The organism is Methylobacterium sp. CM6247 (assembly GCF_054817925.1).
The window spans coordinates 5,313,632-5,330,864 of sequence record NZ_JBTXKX010000003.1; the positions used below are offsets into that span (position 1 = coordinate 5,313,632).

The window sequence follows — 17,233 nt, forward strand, 5'->3', positions numbered from 1 at the left end:
ATGTCGATTCGGTCCGCGACTTCGGCCTTGATGCCCCTCGACGACGCCTTGGCGCAGCTTCTGGTCGCCGAGCCGGTAAGCGCCATTGCCGTGCCGGTGGGCGATGCGATCGGCTCCGTTCTCGCGGCGGATGTCGTCGCCCCCGCCGACTTACCCACGCATCCGCGCGCGCTGCGGGACGGCTGGGCCGTGGCCGGCAGCACTGTGACGGGTGCCTCGGCCTATGCGCCGGTGACGCCGCTCTCGCCTCCACCCTGGCTGGACACGGGCGATGCGATGCCGCCGGGCACCGATACGATTCTGCCGCCTGACGCAATCGACACCGACGGGGACATCGTGGCGGATGCGGCACCGGGCGGAGGTGTCTCCGGCATCGGTCAGGAGATCGCCTGGGGAGACGTTCTGGCGCGTTCGGGGGAACGGCTGACGCCGCTCGTTGCTCTCGCTCTCGGTGCCAGCGGGATCGACATAGTCGCGGTCCGCGTGCCGCATGTTCACATCCTCGATATCGGGGGCCATTCCGCATCCACCATCGCGGCTTTGGCGAAGAAGGCGGGCGTTCGGGTGACGTCGAGCCGATGCTCGCGCGAAAGAGAGTCCATCGCCGATGCGCTGCTCATCCTGGGGGCGGACGCGGTGTTCGTCGTCGGCGGCACGGGTTTCGGCCGCAATGACCACAGCGCCGAGGCCCTGGCACGGCGAGGCCGGCTCGGCGCGCATGGCATCGCGCTTCGTCCGGGAGACAGCGCCGGTTTCGGCTCGATCGGGTCTGTCCCGGTCCTGCTCCTACCGGGCAGGCCTGACGCTGCCCTCGCGACATTCCTTGCCCTTGGGCGTCCCCTACTGGCGAGGCTCTCCGGAGCGAGCCTCCCCGGCAGGGCCAAGGGGCGTCTCGCCCGCAAGATGTCCTCGACCATTGGAATGAGCGACATCGTCTTTATCGGCCTGAAGAACGAGCGGGTGGAACCTCTCGGCGGAGCGGATCTGCCGCTGCGACGGTTGATCCACGCCTGGGGCGCGGTTCTGGTGCCGCCGGAGCGGGAAGGCTATCCCGAGGGGGAGTGGATCGAGGTCATGCCCCTGTGAAGCGTCTCGACGCATCGGAGTCGAACGAGGATTTCCTGGCGAGGCTGTCGCGCGCGGCCCGTCAGGAGCAGTTTCTTCATGTGGTCAGCCGAGACGAGGCCGCATCGCGGTTTCGCGCGGCGGTGCCGCATGTGGCGCTGCCATCCGAGAGTGTGCCGCTCGCCGCAACGCTCGGCCGCGCGCTGGCGCGGGATGTAGCCTCGCCCATCGACGTGCCCCCCTTCGACCGAGCCCTCGTCGATGGGTTCGCACTCCGCTCCTCCGACACACTCGGCGCGAGCGAGGCCGAACCGGCCCGGCTCGGCCTCAACCACGAGATCCTCGCCTGCGGCGTCGCTCCCCGATTGGCGGTGGAGCCCGGTACGGCGACAGCCATCGCCACGGGCGGCATGATTCCACGCGGTGCCGACGCGGTGGTGATGGTGGAGGCGACAGAAATCGCGTCCAGCGGAGGATCGATGGCGATCGACCTCGACCGGGCGGCCGCGCCCGGACAGTTCGTCGGTTATGCCGGGTCGGATATGGCGCGCGGCGAGACCGTTCTCCGCAAGGGCACCGTCATCACCGCGCGCGAGATCGGCATGCTGGCCGCCTGCGGCCTCGATGCGGTCGAGATGGTGCGCCGGCCGAGGATCGCCGTGCTCTCCACCGGCGACGAGCTATCGCCACCGGGCCAGACCCTGCCGGCGGCCGGCATTTACGATTCGAACGGCGCCATCGTCTCCGCTTCGGTCACCGAGAATGGCGGCGAACCCGTGCCCTTCGGCATCGTCGCGGACGATGAGGCCGCTCTCGAAAGCGTCATCCGCGCGGCGCTTTCCGAGTGCGACGTCGTCGTCCTTTCGGGAGGGACGTCGAAGGGGGCGGGCGACGTGTCCCACCGCATCCTCTCCCGCCTGGGCGAGCCGGGTATCCTCGTCCACGGCGTCGCGCTCAAGCCCGGCAAGCCCCTCTGCCTCGCCAAGGCACAGGGCAAGGCCATCGTCGTCCTGCCCGGCTTCCCGACCTCGGCGATATTCACCTTCCACGAATTCGTCGTGCCCCTGATCCGCTCGCTGGCCGGGCTTCCCCCGCGCGAGGAAGAGAGCGTCGAAGCTGTGCTGCCCCGGCGCATCCCCTCAGAACTCGGGCGCATGGAATTCGTGATGGCCTCCCTCGCCCATGGGCGGGACGCTCCGGTCGCCGTTCCGCTGTCCAAGGGTTCCGGCTCGGTGACGGCCTTCTCGCAAGCCGACGGCTTCTTCGCGATTCCCGCCGCGCGGGCCGGGCTGGACGCCGGCGAGCCGGTGCGCCTCTCGCGGATCGGCGCGGGCACCCGCGCCCCCGACCTCACCATCGTCGGCAGCCATTGCGTCGGGCTCGATGCCTTCGTCGGACGCCTGGCCGAACGCGGCATCCGGGCACGCACCATCTGGGTCGGCTCCTCCGGGGGGCTCGCCGCCCTGAAGCGGGGCGAGTGCGAGATCGCCTCGATGCATCTCTTCGATCCCACGACCGGCCGCTACAATGCGCCGTTCCTGACCCCAGCCTTGCGCCTCGCCGAGGGCTGGACGCGGATGCAGGGATTGGTGTTCCGCCCCGGCGACAGCCGGTTCGCGGAACGCGACGCGGCGGGTGCCGTCGCGGCGCTCCTCCTCGATTCCGACGCGATCATGGTGAGCCGCAACACCGGTTCGGGGACACGCCTCCTCATCGACGGGCTTCTGAACGGGACCCGCCCTCCCGGCTACTGGAACCAGCCACGTTCGCACAACGCCGTTGCCGCCGCGGTCGCCCAAGGCCGAGCCGATTGGGGTGTCGCCATCGAGAGCGTCGCGAGTGCCTATGGCCTCGGCTTCCTGCCGCTGGTGAGCGAGCATTACGATTTCGCCTATGCCGAAGATCGGGCGCAGGAGCCGGCTCTCGCCGCCTTCCTCGCGCTGCTCGCCGAGCGGGAAACAGGGGCGCTTCTCGCCGAACTCGGATTTTCCTTGCCGGAGGCCCAGCCATGACGGACCGGACCATGCGGGTCATCGGCCTCGCCGGCTGGAGCGGGGCGGGCAAGACCACACTTCTCACCAAGCTCATTCCCGAACTAATCGCCCGCGGCTTCACGGTCTCGACGATCAAGCACGCGCACCACGCCTTCGACGTGGACCAGCCGGGCAAGGATTCCCACCGGCACCGGCAGGCCGGCGCATCCGAAGTGCTGATCTCGTCGGCGGCCCGGTGGGTGCAGATGCACGAAGTGCGCGACGGCGCCGAGGCGAGCTTGGCCGACCTGCTGCGCCGCCTCAGCCCCTGCGACCTCGTGCTGGTGGAAGGATTCAAGCGCGAGGGGCATCTCAAGATCGAGATTCATCGGAACGCCAACGGCCGTCCACCGCTTCATCCGCAGGACGAGAACATCGTCGCCGTTGCGACGGATGCGGAATTCCCCGACGCTCGGATTCCGGTGATAGGCCTCGACAATGTCGGTGGAATCGCCGGTCTCGTGGCGGTCATGGCGGAGCCGATCGAGGTCGTCCTGAACAGGCTCGGAGGCCATGGCGCAGCTAACTGACGATTGCTTCGCCTTCGGTGGGCAGCTCATGAGCGTGGACGACGCCCTGGCGCTGATCGCCGAGCGGCTTCCGGTGGTTGCCGGGATCGAGACCGTACCGCTCCACGAGGCGGACGGACGCATCGCGGCGGAGGACGTCATCGCCGCTATCGACTTGCCGCCATTCGATAATTCCGCCGTCGACGGCTACGCGTTGCGCCACACCGACCTCGCTCCCAACGGCGAAACGCGGCTGCCCGTGGAAGGCCGGATCGCCGCCGGCCAAGCCGGTCTGGAGATGGGAAGCGGGCCGAGCGCGGTCCGCATCTTCACTGGCGCCAGAATGCCGGACGGCGCCGACACGGTCTTCATGCAGGAGGACGTGACGGTCGAGGGCACCGAGGTGGTCCTACCCCCCGGTCTGAAGCGCGGATCGAACCGGCGGCTCGCCGGAGAGGATGTCGCAAAAGGCACCACAATCATCACGGCCGGCCGTCGACTCCGCCCGCAGGATATCGGACTCGCCGCCGCCATAGGCCGCCCGCATCTGACCGTCCGGAAAAGCCTGAAGGTCGCGGTGTTCTCTACCGGCGATGAACTGGCCGAGCCGCAGGGCGCCCTGTCGCAGGGGGCCATCCACGATTCCAACCGGGTGATGCTGGTCGCCCTGCTGAAACGCTTCGGCGCCGAGGTGAGCGACCTCGGCATCCTACGCGATGACCGAACTCTTCTCGCGGCACGCCTCACGGAGGCGGCGTCCGCCCATGATCTCCTTCTTACATCCGGCGGTGTCTCCACCGGTGAGGAGGATCACGTGAAACCGGCCGTGGAGACCGTCGGCAGCCTCGTTTTCTGGCGCCTTGGGATCAAGCCGGGCAGGCCGGTGGCTATGGGCCTCGTGCAGGGGACACCCTTCGTGGGATTACCGGGCAATCCCGTCGCCGCCTACGTGACTCTGCTCTTCGTAGTACGTCCGCTCCTGGCGCGGCTCGGTGGAGAAGATTTCGTTCCGCCATTAGGCATTCCCGTCCGCTCCACCTTTGCCTATCGCAAGAAGGCTGGCCGCCTGGAATTCGTACGGGTAAGCCTGCAGCGCGCCGCCGATGGACTTCTCGAAGCGGTAAAATTCCCCCGCGATGGGGCAGGTATCCTCTCGTCACTCACCGGCAGTGATGCACTGGCTGGCCTCCCGGGCGAGATTACCCGAATCGAGCCTGGCGATACGATCGAGGTATATCCGCACAGGATGCTGTACTGACGCGGAATCGCCTGTCCTCATACCCGTAAGCGTGACTGAAGCTTGCATTGCACGGGCTTCGGTACGATGTGCCGGGTGCCCTTCGAGACCGCATGCTCCCCGCTTTCGAGCGGGGGACCGCTCGTTCCGACTCCCTGCCCCTCCGACCTGATCGAAAGCGCCGATGGATTTCCTCGACTCGCACTTCCTCGTCTCGGTGCTGCAGATCGTCTGGATCGACCTGCTCCTTTCCGGCGACAATGCGGTCGTCATCGCCATGGCCTGCCGATCCCTTCCCCCGGAGCAGCGGCGCACCGGGATCCTTCTCGGGGCCGGTACGGCAGTGGGGCTTCGCATCCTCTTCGCCGTCATCATCACTCATCTTCTGGCGGTACCGTTCCTTCGGATCGGTGGCGGGCTGCTTCTCCTTTGGATCGCGGTGAAGCTCGCGCTCGGCGAGGATGACGAGGCACATGCCGTCGGCGACAGCAAAACCTTATGGAAAGCGGTACGGACCATCGCCATCGCCGATGCGGTGATGAGCCTGGACAACGTCGTTGCCATCGCAGCCGTTGCGAAGGGCGAGGTGTCGCTATTCGTCTTCGGTCTTCTGCTCTCGATCCCTCTCATCGTCGCGGGCGCATCGCTTATCACGACGTTGCTGAAGCGCTTCCCCTTGGTGATCTGGGCGGGCGCGGCGCTTCTCGGGTGGATCGCCGGGGAAATGATCGTCACCGATCCCTACATTGCCGCACACGTGGCCTCGGTGCCCCACGCCCATCAGATCGCGGCTGCGATCTGCGCCGTCATCGTCGTCGCCGCGGCCTTCATCTGGAAGCGCATCGCGGCACCGGCTCGGACAGTCGCCGGCCACGGCCATCTGTGAGACGCATCACGAACGAGAAGAGGCCCCTGTCAGGGGGCCTCTCATCTCGCAAAGCTCCTAAATTCTGTTTGGGGTGATCTCAGTTCGCCGTCTCGAGGATTTTGAGATCCAGGGCAGCCAGAGCCATTAGCGGGGGCGGCATGACGACCCCATCGCGGCGGATCTGCCGAGCGACCCGCTGGCAACCCGCAATGTCATTGGCAGCCGCAGCGGTATCGCCCTGCTCGATGAACTCGGCGCTCGCAGCCTTGGGCGGTGGTGCGGCGGGGGCGGCAGCGGGTGCTGGGGCCGATGCGCCCGAAGGCGCAGCGGCATTCTGTGTCGCTCCCTGGGGGCCGGCCGCGCCGGGACCATTCGGGGCGGTAGGGCCGCTGAGGCCCGAATCCTTCTGTGTCTCACTGCCAGAAGGTTTCTGCGATCCGGAGCCGGGTGCCGTGACCGCTGTGCTAGTCTGGCTCGTAGCTTGACCGGATGGTGCCGCCCCAGCGGGCGCATGCAGGAACGCGGTGAGTTCCTTGCAGATATTAGCGGGCTTGCCCGTCGGTTCGGCCAGGGCAACGACCGGCAGCAGAGACGCCATCGCCGTCCCCGCTGCGGTGGACAATGCTACGATACGGAAACTCATCATGTCACGGCCCTCCCAAGGCCAAGCCGTCGCATACGTGACGAAACACTCAGTAGGAGAAAGTGCGACGGCCGAGAGGGGTGTCAAGGGCGGGCAATGGCGGTTCGACCGATCGCACTGCGCATTTGATAGGAGCCAAGGCTCATCTGGCTCCCGCGTTAGGGAAGAAGAGTTGTTCCCCCCCGATCCGGTATGCAGCGATGGCGTTCTGCCCCGGGGTGGAAACGAGCCAGTCGATGAAGGCTTGTCCCGCCTTCGCCTTCACGTGTGGATGCTTCTCGGGGTTCACGAGCATCACGCCATATTGGTTGAAAAGACGCTTATCGCCTTCGACCAAGATCTTGAGATCACCACGATTCTTGAATGACAGCCAAGTGCCCCGGTCGGTGAGCAGATAGGCATTGGAGGCCGATGCGGTATTGAGCGCTGGCCCCATTCCCTGACCCACATCCTTGTACCAATCGCCGCGTACCGCGCCGAGATCGAGACCGGTTTCGTTCCAGTAGCGCAGCTCGGCGGTATGGGTGCCCGAGCGATCACCGCGAGAGACGAAGGGTGCCTTGGCGGCGGCGATCTTGCGCAGGGCCTCGACGACGCTGGCGCCGGCCGCGCCGGCCGGATCGTCCTTCGGGCCGACGAGGACGAAATCGTTGTACATCACGGGATAACGCTTCGTACTCCATCCCTCGCTGACGAATTTCTCCTCGGCGGTGGTGTCGTGGACGAGGGCGACGTCGGCATCACCGCGTCGGGCGGCATCAAGTGCCTGCCCGGTGCCGAGGGCGACGACCTTCACGGCAATCCCACTGGCCAGCGTGAACTTCGGCAGCAAATCCTTGAACAGGCCGGATTGCTCGGTGGACGTGGTGGACGCCACCGTGATCGTCTCCTGGGGGGTGGCCAGAACTGGGCCTGTCGCCAGACCAAGGACGGCAATGGAGAGCCCGAGGCTCAGGGCAGAGCGGCGAAGGCGGTCCATGGCATTTCTCCAGCGAGGTAAGCTCGCGCCTGCGGCGAGTGTGGGGATGAGAGAGTGCTGCGGACAGGCCCGTGCTCAACGGCGAGTCCAGCGGCAAGGACGACGACATCTTCGGCGAGACGCATGACCTGGCCGAGGTTGTGTGAAACGAGGACCACCTTCGTACCGGCTTCGGCCATCGACACGACGAGATGCTCGATGGCGTGAGAGGAGGCCGGATCGAGATTGGCGGTGGGCTCATCGAGAAGGAGGAGATCGGGCGCTGTTGCCCAAGCTCGCGCGAGGGCGAGCCGCTGCTGCTCGCCCCCCGACAACCGCGTAGCAGGTGCTCCGGCCTTCTCCGAAAGTCCGACGTGATGCAGTGCCGCCCGCACACGGTCGTGTCGCTCGCGCCGGCTTAGCTTGAGTGGCGCTAGAGCCAGCGAAACGTTCGCGGCGGCGCTCGCCCTGATGAGACCGGGCCGCTGGAAGACGAATGCGGTACTTGGTCGAGGATGCGCAGATACGCCAATGCTGATCGTGCCGCTCGTGGGCGCAAGCAACCCATCAATGAGGCGCAAAAGCACGGTCTTTCCCGCACCGTTCGCACCGATGATCGCCGTGATGCCGGGCGCTGTCACCGCCACATCGACACCGTTGAGGATCGGCATATTTCCGGCTCGGTAGCACAATCCGTCGATCACAAGAGGGAGTGCGGCGCTCATCCATAGGCCCGCATCGCGTAAGACCTGAGCAACGAGGCAACGGCACTGACGGCGACGACGACGGCGATGAGGACGACACCGAGCGCCAGGGCAAGGGGAAGGTCTCCCTTCTGCGTTTCGAGGGAGATGGCCGTGGTCATGGTACGGGTATGCCCGTCGATGTTCCCGCCGACGACGAGGACGGCGCCAATTTCCGATATGGCACGGCCGAAAGCGGCAAGAAGCGCTGTCACCAGCGAGAAGCGCGTATCGAAGATAAGGATCGCGGCGCGCTGTGATCCATTGAGGCCAAGAGAGCTGAGTTGCTCGCCAAGGTGATCTTGCGCATCCGCTACGATTTGGCGCGTGAGTGCAGCGATCAGTGGGACAACCAGGACGGTCTGTGCCGCGATCATCGCACTCGGCGTGAAGAGCAAACCGAGACTGCCGAATGGGCCGGAACGAGACAGGATGAGGTACAGGACAAGGCCGATAACTACCGGCGGTAGGCCCATGGCTGCGTTGAGCAGACCCACAACGAGCCTTCGCCCCGGGAACTGAGACACGGCGACAAGGGCACCGAGCGGCACTCCAAGCAACGTGCCAAGACCGACCGCCGAGAAGCTCACGCGGAGCGAAAGGCCGGCGATGGCGATTACGGCTGGATCGAGGGCTGCGAGCCGCGAAAGCGTCTCCTGGAGGGTTTGAAGCATGGCTCTAATGCTGTGCGCGACCGAACCCGTCATGCTATCGCCGGGGAGCATAGTTCAATAGGAAACGACGTGCCTATGAAGGTCGAGTTGTTTGTCGATGGCATCATCTCGGTGGCGAAGGGGCGCATCGCGTTTGGCCCAACGCTGGCGCTCTTGGATGTGGTCGCCTCGGAAGGCTCGCTTCAAGGCGCAGCGACGCGACTGCACGTGTCCTATCGCTCCGCGTGGGGCCGTCTCACCCTCTTGGAGGATATCCTTGGGCAGCCAGTCATTAGCAAGACGAAGGGCCACGGTACCGTTCTAACATCTTTCGGCACTGTCTTTCTCGAGGCACTCTGTCGTGCGTCGCGAGCGAGCCAGGAGATCATCGGGGTGGAAGAGAGGCGATTAGAGATCGCCCTCGCCGTTCTGTCAGGCCTTGCGGCCGCACCCCTGGCATTGGCAGTGAGCCACGATTCAGTGTTGCTGGATGCGCTTCACGCCATGGGCGACATAACGGTTTCGATTGCTGGGAGCACGGATGCCCTCGCACAATTGAAAAACGGTCAGGTCGATGGTGCGGGGTTTCATTTCGGCGCAGCGGTCCCAGAGCCGGGCACGATCTTCGCTGACGTTCTAGCTGATCCGAACCTGATCGCCCTTCCGGTTCTACGGCGGGAACAGGGCCTCATGATGGAGGCGGGCAATCCCTTCGCAATCTCCGCCATCGCGGACCTAGCAGCTACCGGTCTCCGCTTTGTAAACAGACAGCGGGGTGCGGGCACACGGATATGGTTTGACAGATTATGCGTGGAAGCGGGCATCAACGGGCCAGACATACAAGGTTACCAGACGGAAGAGTTCACGCATCAGGCCGTCGCGGCCTTGATCGCTTCAGGTGCAGCGGACGTTGGAATGGGCACCCGCGCCATCGCGAAACGCTTCAGTCTCGCATATCTTCCCCTCGGTGAGGAAACCTACTTCCTCGCCGTGAGGTCGTTCGTTGGCCTGCCACGCTTGGAGGCGATCAGAGCAGCAATAAACCATCGCGCTGCAACCACACCGGGTTATGCGTGAGCGAGATCATTCGAGTGATCCTAGAGGGACGAGAGGCGATGCGGCCCTCGCCCTTCGTCTGCAGGTCAGTGAGCCAGGATCTTTGAGAGGAAGGTCTGAGCCCGCTCCGAGCGAGGCTTGTCGAAGAAGTCGTCCTTCGTAGCGTCTTCGACGATCTCCCCACGATCCATGAAGACGACGCGGTTGGCGACTTTCCGAGCGAAGCCCATTTCGTGGGTGACGACCATCATCGTCATACCCTCGCGGGCGAGCTCGATCATCACATCCAGCACCTCTCCGACCATCTCGGGGTCGAGAGCCGAGGTCGGCTCATCGAACAGCATGACGATGGGGTTCATCGACAAGGCGCGGGCGATGGCGACGCGCTGTTGCTGACCACCGGAAAGCTGGCCCGGATATTTATGCGAGTGCGCCGAGAGACCAACACGACCGAGGAGCTTGAGGCCGCGATCGTGTGCATCGTCCTTCGACCGTCCGAGGACTTTGCACTGGCCGAGCATGAGGTTGTCGATGATCGACAGGTGTGGAAACAGCTCGAAATGCTGGAACACCATGCCGACGCGCGCACGAAGCTTGGGAAGGTTGGTGCCCTTCGCCTGAACACCGATACCATCGACGGTGATGGCCCCTTTCTGGATCGGCTCCAGGGCGTTGACGGTCTTGATCAGGGTGGATTTGCCGGAGCCTGAAGGACCGCAGACCACGACGACTTCGCCCTTAGTAACCTGGGTCGTGCACCCGTTTAGAACCTGAACCGGGCCGTACCATTTGCTGATGTTGTCGATGGCGATCATCGGCTTTGCCGAAGCCTGGGGATCGATGGCGGACATGGCGGATCCTCGGAAGCTTAGCGAATGATGGCGACACGGCGCTGAAGGCGCCGGACGAGAGTCGAGGCGGTGATGCAAATCACCAGATAGATCGCAGCCGCGAACAGATACATTTCCACGAGACGCCCATCGCGCTGAGCCACCTTGGATGCAGCACCGAGGAAATCGGTAAGCGAGATCACGTAGACGAGGGACGTATCCTGGAACAGCACGATGGTCTGGGTCAGCAGCAAGGGCAGCATGTTGCGGAAGGCTTGAGGCAGGATCACTGTCCGCATGGTCTGCCCGTAGGTGAGGCCGATGGCCTGGGCCGCGGATGTTTGCCCCTTCGGAATTGCCTGGATGCCGGCGCGCATGATCTCCGAAAAGAATGCCGCCTCGAACAAGGTGAACGTTACGAGCGCTGAGGTGAAAGCGCCGACCGAGATCGGACGCGAAGCACCCGTCATCCACTGTCCGATATAGGGAACGAGGAAGTAGAACCAGAAGATGACCAGTACGAGCGGCAGCGACCTCATGAAGTTCACGTAGATCTTGGCCGGGATCGCCAGAGCAGCGATCCCGGACAGGCGCATCATCGCTATGACGGTGCCGAGAATGATGCCGCCCGAGGCGGCGAGTGCGGTGAGCGTCAGCGTGAACACCATTCCCGTACCGAACAGGTACGGCAAGGATGAGAGGACGACCCCGAAGTCGAAATCCGTAAACATCGGTCCTCTAGTCCCGTCTGGCGGTCGCGAAGGATGGGAAGGCGGATGGTGCGGGCATCAGCGCGATCCCGGGACAGCGATACGTGTCTCGAGCTTGCTCGACAGGGTCACCACGATCAGGCTGATACCGAGATAGATCACCGTAGCCGCAGTGAAGGACTCGAAGACCTGCGAAGAGAATTCCTGCATCGAGCGAGCCCTCGCGGTCAGTTCGAGCAGACCGATGGTGAGCGCCACCGATGTATTCTTCAGGTTATTCAAAAACTCTGATGTCAGCGGGGGTAGGATCACCCGGTAGGCATTGGGCAGCAGCACGTAGCGATAGGTCTGCCAAGTGGTGAGACCGATGGCGGTGCCGGCCATCCGCTGGCCACGGGGCAAGGTCTCGATGCCGGTTCGGACCTGCTCAGCGACTCGTGATGCGGTGAAGAAGCCGAGACAGATGACCGCCGTGTAGAACGATGCATTGGGCAGCTGTTTCAGCCAAGTCCCCCAGGAGCCGGGAAGGAGCTCCGGCACGACGTAGAACCAGAGGAACATCTGAACCAGCAGGGGAATGTTCCGGAAAAGCTCCACATACATGGTGCCGATCCGCTGAGCCCCCCGGCTCGGAAGGGTGCGCAGCACCCCAATGAGCGAGCCGAGGGAGAAGGCGATGATCCAGGAACAGAGCGCCGTGGCGATCGTCCAAGACAGGCCGGAGAGAAGCATGTCGGCATAGGTACCGGTGCCTTCCGGCGACGGGTCGAAGAAGACCCGCCAGTTCCAGTTGTAATTCATCGCCTGTCGTCTGCTCCCGTGCGGCGGCTTAGTAAGCGGCCGGGTCGGCGCTGTCGCTCGGCGACGCGAAGGCCTTGGTCATCGGCTCGCTCATGGGCAGGTTCAAATTGATGCCGCGCGGCGGGATCGGCTTGGTGAACCAGGTCTCGTACAAGGCTTTGCCCTCGGGGCTCTTGTAGAGCTTGGACGTCGCCTCATCGACCACGGCCTTGAACGGCGCATCGTCCTTGCGGAGCATGATGCCGTAGGGCTCGGGCTTCGACAGGGCCTCGCTGGAGATCGCGTAGGCACCAGGCTCCTTGGAGCTGGCGGCCAGCGAGGCGAGCAACACGTCGTCCATCACGAAGGCAGCGGCGCGGCCGGTCTCGACCATCAAAAATGCTTCAGCGTGATCCTTGGCCGGCAGAATCGTCAGACCGAGGTTGCGCGCGGTATTGGCCTCGTTGATCTGACGGATATTGGTGGTGCCCGAGGTGGAGACGACGGTCTTACCCTTGAGATCCTCGATCGTGTCGAGTTTGGCCGACTTCTTCGCGACGTAGCGGGTCGCGGTGAGGAAGTGGGTGTTCGTAAAGGAGACCTGCTTCTGGCGATCGACGTTGTTCGTGGTCGAACCGCATTCGAGATCGACGGTGCCGTTGGCGATCAGCGGGATGCGTGTGGCGGAAGTGACGGGATTGAGCCTCACCTCGAGCTTCGTGAGCTTCAGGTTGGTCTTCACCGCTTCGGCGATCTTCTTACAGATCTCGAACGCGTATCCGACCGGCTTCTGATCACCGTCGAGGTAAGAAAACGGAACGGAGGCGTCACGATAGCCGATCGTAATCTCACCGGTCTCTTTGATCTTTTTGAGGGTGCCGGTCAGTTCCTGGGCATTGGCGCCGGCTGCGCCGAGCGTGAAGCTCATTGCCGATGCAAGGACGACCGTCGCCTTCAGAGCGACGGACCTGTGATGACCAAAATGCATGTGAAGGCTAACTCCCGAAGGGGTTTCCGCCGATCGAATGATCGGCTCTCGAGGCTCAACGTAGCAGCGGTCGCGCCCATCGCAATCGGTGAATAAGGGACCACCGGAGATGTCAACCGCTCAGGAAGACTATAGCAATCAACGTGCCGTGCGGGCGGGCTAGATCGCTTTTGGCGAGACAATGCCCTGCGTTTGAAATCACCGGATCCAGAAGGAAGAGGCCGATTATCGATGTGCGGCAGTCATGAAAAAGGCCCGGCTTTTCAGCCGGGCCCATTTTGAACCGTTTCCTTGCATCCCCCAGGGTCGGCGCACGAAGCGCCAACCCCAAGATCGCAGAGGCTTAGAAGTCGCGCTGGACGCGCATACGCACCTGGTAGGTGTCGTCGGCGGTCACGGTGCGAACGGCGCCGGAGGCGATGTTCGCAGCGTTGACGGTGCCGCTCGACTGGGTGCGATCCACGACACGGCCGTTCTGAACGCCGACCTTGGTGTAGAAGCCCTCGACACCGATATCGAGGTCCTTCACCGGCGACCAGATCAGGCTTGCGCCGGCGACGATCTGGTAGGTGTCACGGAGAACCGGGCTCACGTCGAACGAGACTGTGCCGGGAGTGCCAGTGAACTGAGTGGTGGCACCATTCGTCTGGAATGCAGCGGCATTGGCGGCGCGAGCGCCACGGGCGAAGGAGAGCTCGCCGTAGCTGCCGAACACGGCCGAACGCCACTCAGGCGACCAGTAGTGCAGGAACGAGCCAACCACCGTGAAGCTGGTGGAGGTTTCGATCTTGCCGGTGAGAGGGTTCAGCGTGGCGTCGGACATGAAGGGATCGAAGGCAGCGCCGTTGATGGTGCTGGCAATCGCGGCGTAGCTGCCGTTGTAGGACGAGTAGCCCGTGTAGAGGGTCGAGCCCTCACCGTAGGCTCCCTGCAGGTACAGCGTATCGCCCGGAGCGATGAACGGGGTGTTGATCTTCACGCCACCCTGGACAGCCCAGCCGTATTCGCTCGAGGGATGTCCGGTCACAGCAGTCCCACCAAGACCGGGAACCGCAGCTACACCGAAGGTGGATCCAACGGGATTCTGGACGTTGATTTCCTTGACGGCAGCTGAGATCTGAGCCGAACCCCAGGCAGCATCGTAGCGGAGAACGCCGACGAAGTCGGGCATCCGGTTACGCTGCGACACGTCGTAGTTCTGGAAGGTGTTCGTTGCGCCGAGTCCGACGAGAACCGGAGACGGAGCGCCGGTCACGCCAGTTGCCCCGAAGGTCTGCGAGTAAACGGTGTTGCGACGGAAGGTCGGGTCTTCGAGCGAGACCGTGGCCGAGAAGCCTTCGCCGAACTTGGCCGAATAGGCGAGCAGGTTGGTGGACTGGACGTCCGAGTTCAGGGTCGCGCCGGCGAATTCGAAGTCGTGAGCGTAGAAGTCGAAGAACGAGGAGGCGCGACCGGCGGTGAGGCCGGCGAACTGAATGAACGCCTTGTCGGTGTTCACGAATTGCTGGGCGCGACCGGCCTGATCCTGGCCGGTTGCAGCGAAGGCGGAGCCGATGCGCTCCTGGGTTCCGGAGCGGAGGCCGCCGGTACCGCCGGTGCGCGAGGCGAACTGGATACGGGTGAAGGCGCGCAGGGTGCCATAGGCAGTCTGGGTGCGGGCATCGACGTTGATGCGGGCGAGACCGATATAACCGGTCGTGTCACCATTGCCTGCGCCGGTGCGGCTGTCCGTCGGCTGGTAGCCGATGTCGAGGCGGGCGCGGCCCGAGAGACGGATGCAGGTATCCGTTCCGGGGATGTAGAAGAAGCCGGCGCCGTAGGCGGAGCAGACGCGGACGTATTCGATCGGCACGGCCTTCTTCACGGGAAGATCGGCGGCATGCGCTCCAACGACCGACGCAAAACCTGCGGCGGTACCGAGGAGTGAGCTCTTCAAGAGCTTCATTGATATCTCCAAAAGCTTCGAGACCCGAGGGATAGGCAACTTCAACACGGCGTGGACCGATGTTCGTTTGCCTTTGTTTGTTAGCCAGGGGAGCGTTTCATCGCCCCGTTCCGGCTGTGCCCCGGGGTTTCCCCAGTGCGTTTTCACTCTGTGCGAGCGGGTCCCGCCGGGCAACTCGGAATCGTGAATGCCACGGCGGTTGTGAACCGCTGTGGCGGCGTTGCAACGTTTGTCAGGCGGCAAACCATGTCATCGCTGAGGTCGCATGCTGTGCAGAGGTTGGCCCCGGAGAAGAAAAGCAATGCATCGCGCTGCGCTAATGGCATTACTTGTTCACGCCAGCGCACCCTTTGCTTAGTTTTTGTGCTCTGCACCGTCACTGAACCGTCATGAAGAGAGCCAGGACCCCGTTCCAGCGCCTGTACCGGAACGACGGGGCAGTCGGGACGCGTTAGCCGTCAGGCCCCCTGATTGGTCCGTCTCACACGCGAAGGACGTGTCATGGCTTCGAGCTCCAACAGATGCTCGAGCTGATTCTCCGTCAGCAATCCCTCCTCCAACACGATCTCGGCGACGGGGCGATTCTCTGCCAAGGCACGTTGGGCGACTCTGGAGCAAGCCTCGTACCCCAGGGCCGGCACAAGGGCGGTAACGAGGCCGATCGAACCATGGACGAGGGAGCGGCAGCGTTCGCGATCCGCCTCGATCCCTTCGATGCACCGTTTCGTGAGGGTATCGACCGCGGCGGTAAGCATGCGCAGGGAGCTGAGAACGCAATACCCGATCGTCGGCTCGAAGGCGTTGAGCTGAAGCTGGCCTCCCTCTGCGCAGAGAGTCACGGTGAGGTCGTGACCAATCACCAGGAAGGCGACCTGATTGACCACCTCAGGAATCACCGGGTTGACCTTGCCCGGCATGATCGAGGAACCGGCCTGGACGGCCGGCAGCCTGATCTCGCCGAACCCAGTGCGCGGGCCGCTGGAAAGCAGGCGCAGATCGTTGCAGATTTTAGAGAGCTTCACCGCCACGCGTTTCAGCACGCCGGAGAACAGAACGAACGCCCCAAGATCGGATGTCGCCTCGATCAGGTTCGATGCGAGGACCATGGGGTGCCCGGAAATCCGTGATAGCTCTTCCACCGCCAGGGACGCGTAACGAGGATCGGCATTGATTCCGGTGCCGATGGCTGTGGCACCGAGATTGACCTCGCGGAACAGCCCGACGATCTCGTTCAGTCGGGCCACGTCCTCTTTCATGGTGGCGTGGAACCCATCGAATTCTTGGCCGAGGGTCATCGGTACCGCATCCATGAGTTGGGTGCGGCCCATCTTGAGGACGTCGGCGAACTCAACGGCCTTGCCCTTGAAAGCGTAGGCAAGGTCGTCGAGCGCCTTAATGAGCGGCTGGGTGGCGAAAATGACCGCAAGTCTCAGCGCCGTCGGATAGGCGTCGTTGGTCGATTGCGCCATGTTGACGTCGTCATTGGGGTGGAGCGCCTCATAATGCCCTAGCGGGTGCCCCATCAGTTCCAGGGCGACATTGGCAATCACCTCGTTGGCATTCATGTTGGTCGAGGTGCCAGCGCCGCCCTGAATCGCATCCACCACGAAGGATTCGGCAAAGCGCGGCTCAGTGGCGACGAGAATACAGGCGCGGTCGATGGCGTCGGCCTTGTCGGCAGCCAGGTAGCCAAGTCGCCGGTTGGCGCGGGCAGCAGCCTGCTTCACAAGAGCGAGGCTTCTTACGAATTCAGGAAAGTGCCCCACCGGAACACCCGTGATGGGGAAGTTCGCGACCGCGCGCTTGGTATGGATCCCCCAATAGGCGTCGGCGGGTACTTCGCCATAACCGAGAAGGTCGTGCTCCGTGCGCGTCCGCGCGCCCTCCATCTCGACGGTTCGCACGGTTGCGACAGCGATGTTCTCGGCCGGTATCTCGGTGACCGTCTGCGTGTCCGTCGCCATCGATCTTCTCCCTCGCCCTGCGCTCGCAGCGGCTCTGCGGAAGGCCACACGCGGCGGCACGACCGTCAAGCGCTTTGGAGGTCCAATCCTGACATCGGCTCAGTCCTGAAGCCGCATGAATAACCGCCGACCTCAGGTTATCGACTCATTCCGCGTCGCTGCAGACGCCGATGCAGCGATGATCGGATGAGGTGCGAGACGGCTACCCGGAGCGCGTAGAAACAATCGTCGAGCGACAAAAGCTTGTGCCG

Annotated in this window: 16 protein-coding genes; 6 read left to right on the plus strand and 10 right to left on the minus strand. The window is 63.8% G+C overall.

The window, feature by feature from the left end; genetic code table 11:
* The 5 genes from ACYQOP_RS26190 to ACYQOP_RS26210 all read left to right on the plus strand — a co-directional run bounded on the left by ACYQOP_RS26190 (window position 1) and on the right by ACYQOP_RS26210 (window position 5,730).
* Window positions 1-1,086, plus strand: coding sequence for a molybdopterin-binding protein (locus ACYQOP_RS26190; protein ID WP_461225065.1), 1,086 nt, complete (start codon window positions 1-3; stop codon window positions 1,084-1,086).
* Window positions 1,083-3,077 carry a molybdopterin biosynthesis protein gene (locus ACYQOP_RS26195; protein ID WP_461225067.1) on the plus strand — a complete coding sequence of 665 codons (1,995 nt, stop codon included), beginning with the start codon at window positions 1,083-1,085 and terminating at the stop codon, window positions 3,075-3,077. Before ACYQOP_RS26190 ends, ACYQOP_RS26195 begins: the two co-directional genes overlap by 4 nt.
* Window positions 3,078-3,088: 11 nt before the next feature.
* A complete protein-coding gene (mobB, locus tag ACYQOP_RS26200; protein WP_461225501.1) occupies window positions 3,089-3,628 on the plus strand; it encodes a molybdopterin-guanine dinucleotide biosynthesis protein B in 540 nt (179 codons plus the stop codon).
* Window positions 3,612-4,865, plus strand: coding sequence for a molybdopterin molybdotransferase MoeA (locus ACYQOP_RS26205; RefSeq protein ID WP_461225069.1), 1,254 nt, complete (start codon window positions 3,612-3,614; stop codon window positions 4,863-4,865). Before mobB ends, ACYQOP_RS26205 begins: the two co-directional genes overlap by 17 nt.
* A gap of 163 nt (window positions 4,866-5,028) precedes the next feature.
* Window positions 5,029-5,730 (plus strand): TerC family protein, encoded by a 702-nt coding sequence (locus tag ACYQOP_RS26210; protein WP_461225071.1) that lies wholly within the window; start codon window positions 5,029-5,031, stop codon window positions 5,728-5,730.
* Between the two features lie 79 nt (window positions 5,731-5,809).
* Here ACYQOP_RS26210 and ACYQOP_RS26215 read toward each other — a convergent pair whose 3' ends face one another.
* From ACYQOP_RS26215 to ACYQOP_RS26230, 4 genes are all read right to left on the minus strand, one after another.
* Window positions 5,810-6,358, minus strand: a complete 549-nt coding sequence (locus ACYQOP_RS26215) for a hypothetical protein (RefSeq protein ID WP_461225073.1) — start codon at window positions 6,356-6,358, stop codon at window positions 5,810-5,812.
* A gap of 139 nt (window positions 6,359-6,497) precedes the next feature.
* Window positions 6,498-7,334 (minus strand): ABC transporter substrate-binding protein, encoded by an 837-nt coding sequence (locus tag ACYQOP_RS26220; RefSeq protein WP_461225075.1) that lies wholly within the window; start codon window positions 7,332-7,334, stop codon window positions 6,498-6,500.
* Window positions 7,307-8,038, minus strand: a complete 732-nt coding sequence (locus ACYQOP_RS26225; RefSeq protein ID WP_461225077.1) for an ATP-binding cassette domain-containing protein — start codon at window positions 8,036-8,038, stop codon at window positions 7,307-7,309. Before ACYQOP_RS26225 ends, ACYQOP_RS26220 begins: the two co-directional genes overlap by 28 nt.
* The gene (locus tag ACYQOP_RS26230; RefSeq protein ID WP_461225503.1) at window positions 8,035-8,730 is read right to left on the minus strand and encodes an ABC transporter permease; all 696 of its coding nucleotides are present in this window, start codon (window positions 8,728-8,730) and stop codon (window positions 8,035-8,037) included. Before ACYQOP_RS26230 ends, ACYQOP_RS26225 begins: the two co-directional genes overlap by 4 nt.
* Before the next feature lie 75 nt (window positions 8,731-8,805).
* Here ACYQOP_RS26230 and ACYQOP_RS26235 point away from each other — a divergent pair, with 75 nt between their 5' ends.
* Window positions 8,806-9,786, plus strand: a complete 981-nt coding sequence (locus ACYQOP_RS26235; protein ID WP_461225079.1) for a substrate-binding domain-containing protein — start codon at window positions 8,806-8,808, stop codon at window positions 9,784-9,786.
* A gap of 65 nt (window positions 9,787-9,851) precedes the next feature.
* On the opposite strand, the gene ACYQOP_RS26240 is transcribed toward ACYQOP_RS26235, so the two are convergent.
* The 6 genes from ACYQOP_RS26240 to ACYQOP_RS26265 form a co-directional block, all read right to left on the minus strand.
* On the minus strand, window positions 9,852-10,580 hold the full coding sequence (locus ACYQOP_RS26240) for an amino acid ABC transporter ATP-binding protein (protein ID WP_196805484.1): 729 nt from the start codon (window positions 10,578-10,580) through the stop codon (window positions 9,852-9,854).
* 53 nt (window positions 10,581-10,633) lie between these two features.
* Window positions 10,634-11,326 (minus strand): amino acid ABC transporter permease, encoded by a 693-nt coding sequence (locus ACYQOP_RS26245; protein ID WP_056431063.1) that lies wholly within the window; start codon window positions 11,324-11,326, stop codon window positions 10,634-10,636.
* A 57-nt stretch (window positions 11,327-11,383) separates the two neighbouring features.
* Window positions 11,384-12,106: an amino acid ABC transporter permease gene (locus ACYQOP_RS26250; RefSeq protein ID WP_056431064.1), complete on the minus strand. Its 723-nt coding sequence runs from the start codon at window positions 12,104-12,106 to the stop codon at window positions 11,384-11,386.
* 28 nt (window positions 12,107-12,134) lie between these two features.
* A complete protein-coding gene (locus ACYQOP_RS26255) occupies window positions 12,135-13,013 on the minus strand; it encodes an amino acid ABC transporter substrate-binding protein (RefSeq protein ID WP_461225505.1) in 879 nt (292 codons plus the stop codon).
* Between the two features lie 403 nt (window positions 13,014-13,416).
* Window positions 13,417-15,018, minus strand: coding sequence for a porin (locus tag ACYQOP_RS26260; RefSeq protein WP_461225081.1), 1,602 nt, complete (start codon window positions 15,016-15,018; stop codon window positions 13,417-13,419).
* A 458-nt stretch (window positions 15,019-15,476) separates the two neighbouring features.
* On the minus strand, window positions 15,477-16,982 hold the full coding sequence (locus ACYQOP_RS26265; RefSeq protein WP_461225083.1) for an aspartate ammonia-lyase: 1,506 nt from the start codon (window positions 16,980-16,982) through the stop codon (window positions 15,477-15,479).
* Window positions 16,983-17,233: the final 251 nt, after the last annotated feature.

What these genes read in the sequence shown, in the direction of transcription:
- ACYQOP_RS26190 (WP_461225065.1), top strand. Translation starts at nt 1, where the DNA reads ATGTCGATTCGGTCCGCGACTTCGGCCTTGATGCCCCTCGACGACGCC.
- mobB (WP_461225501.1), top strand. Translation starts at nt 3,089, where the DNA reads ATGCGGGTCATCGGCCTCGCCGGCTGGAGCGGGGCGGGCAAGACCACA.
- ACYQOP_RS26205 (WP_461225069.1), top strand. Translation starts at nt 3,612, where the DNA reads ATGGCGCAGCTAACTGACGATTGCTTCGCCTTCGGTGGGCAGCTCATG.
- ACYQOP_RS26210 (WP_461225071.1), top strand. Translation starts at nt 5,029, where the DNA reads ATGGATTTCCTCGACTCGCACTTCCTCGTCTCGGTGCTGCAGATCGTC.
- ACYQOP_RS26215 (WP_461225073.1), bottom strand. Translation starts at nt 6,358, where the DNA reads ATGATGAGTTTCCGTATCGTAGCATTGTCCACCGCAGCGGGGACGGCG.
- ACYQOP_RS26220 (WP_461225075.1), bottom strand. Translation starts at nt 7,334, where the DNA reads ATGGACCGCCTTCGCCGCTCTGCCCTGAGCCTCGGGCTCTCCATTGCC.
- ACYQOP_RS26225 (WP_461225077.1), bottom strand. Translation starts at nt 8,038, where the DNA reads ATGAGCGCCGCACTCCCTCTTGTGATCGACGGATTGTGCTACCGAGCC.
- ACYQOP_RS26230 (WP_461225503.1), bottom strand. Translation starts at nt 8,730, where the DNA reads ATGCTTCAAACCCTCCAGGAGACGCTTTCGCGGCTCGCAGCCCTCGAT.
- ACYQOP_RS26235 (WP_461225079.1), top strand. Translation starts at nt 8,806, where the DNA reads ATGAAGGTCGAGTTGTTTGTCGATGGCATCATCTCGGTGGCGAAGGGG.
- ACYQOP_RS26240 (WP_196805484.1), bottom strand. Translation starts at nt 10,580, where the DNA reads ATGATCGCCATCGACAACATCAGCAAATGGTACGGCCCGGTTCAGGTT.
- ACYQOP_RS26245 (WP_056431063.1), bottom strand. Translation starts at nt 11,326, where the DNA reads ATGTTTACGGATTTCGACTTCGGGGTCGTCCTCTCATCCTTGCCGTAC.
- ACYQOP_RS26250 (WP_056431064.1), bottom strand. Translation starts at nt 12,106, where the DNA reads ATGAATTACAACTGGAACTGGCGGGTCTTCTTCGACCCGTCGCCGGAA.
- ACYQOP_RS26255 (WP_461225505.1), bottom strand. Translation starts at nt 13,013, where the DNA reads ATGAGCTTCACGCTCGGCGCAGCCGGCGCCAATGCCCAGGAACTGACC.
- ACYQOP_RS26260 (WP_461225081.1), bottom strand. Translation starts at nt 15,018, where the DNA reads ATGAAGCTCTTGAAGAGCTCACTCCTCGGTACCGCCGCAGGTTTTGCG.
- ACYQOP_RS26265 (WP_461225083.1), bottom strand. Translation starts at nt 16,982, where the DNA reads ATGGCGACGGACACGCAGACGGTCACCGAGATACCGGCCGAGAACATC.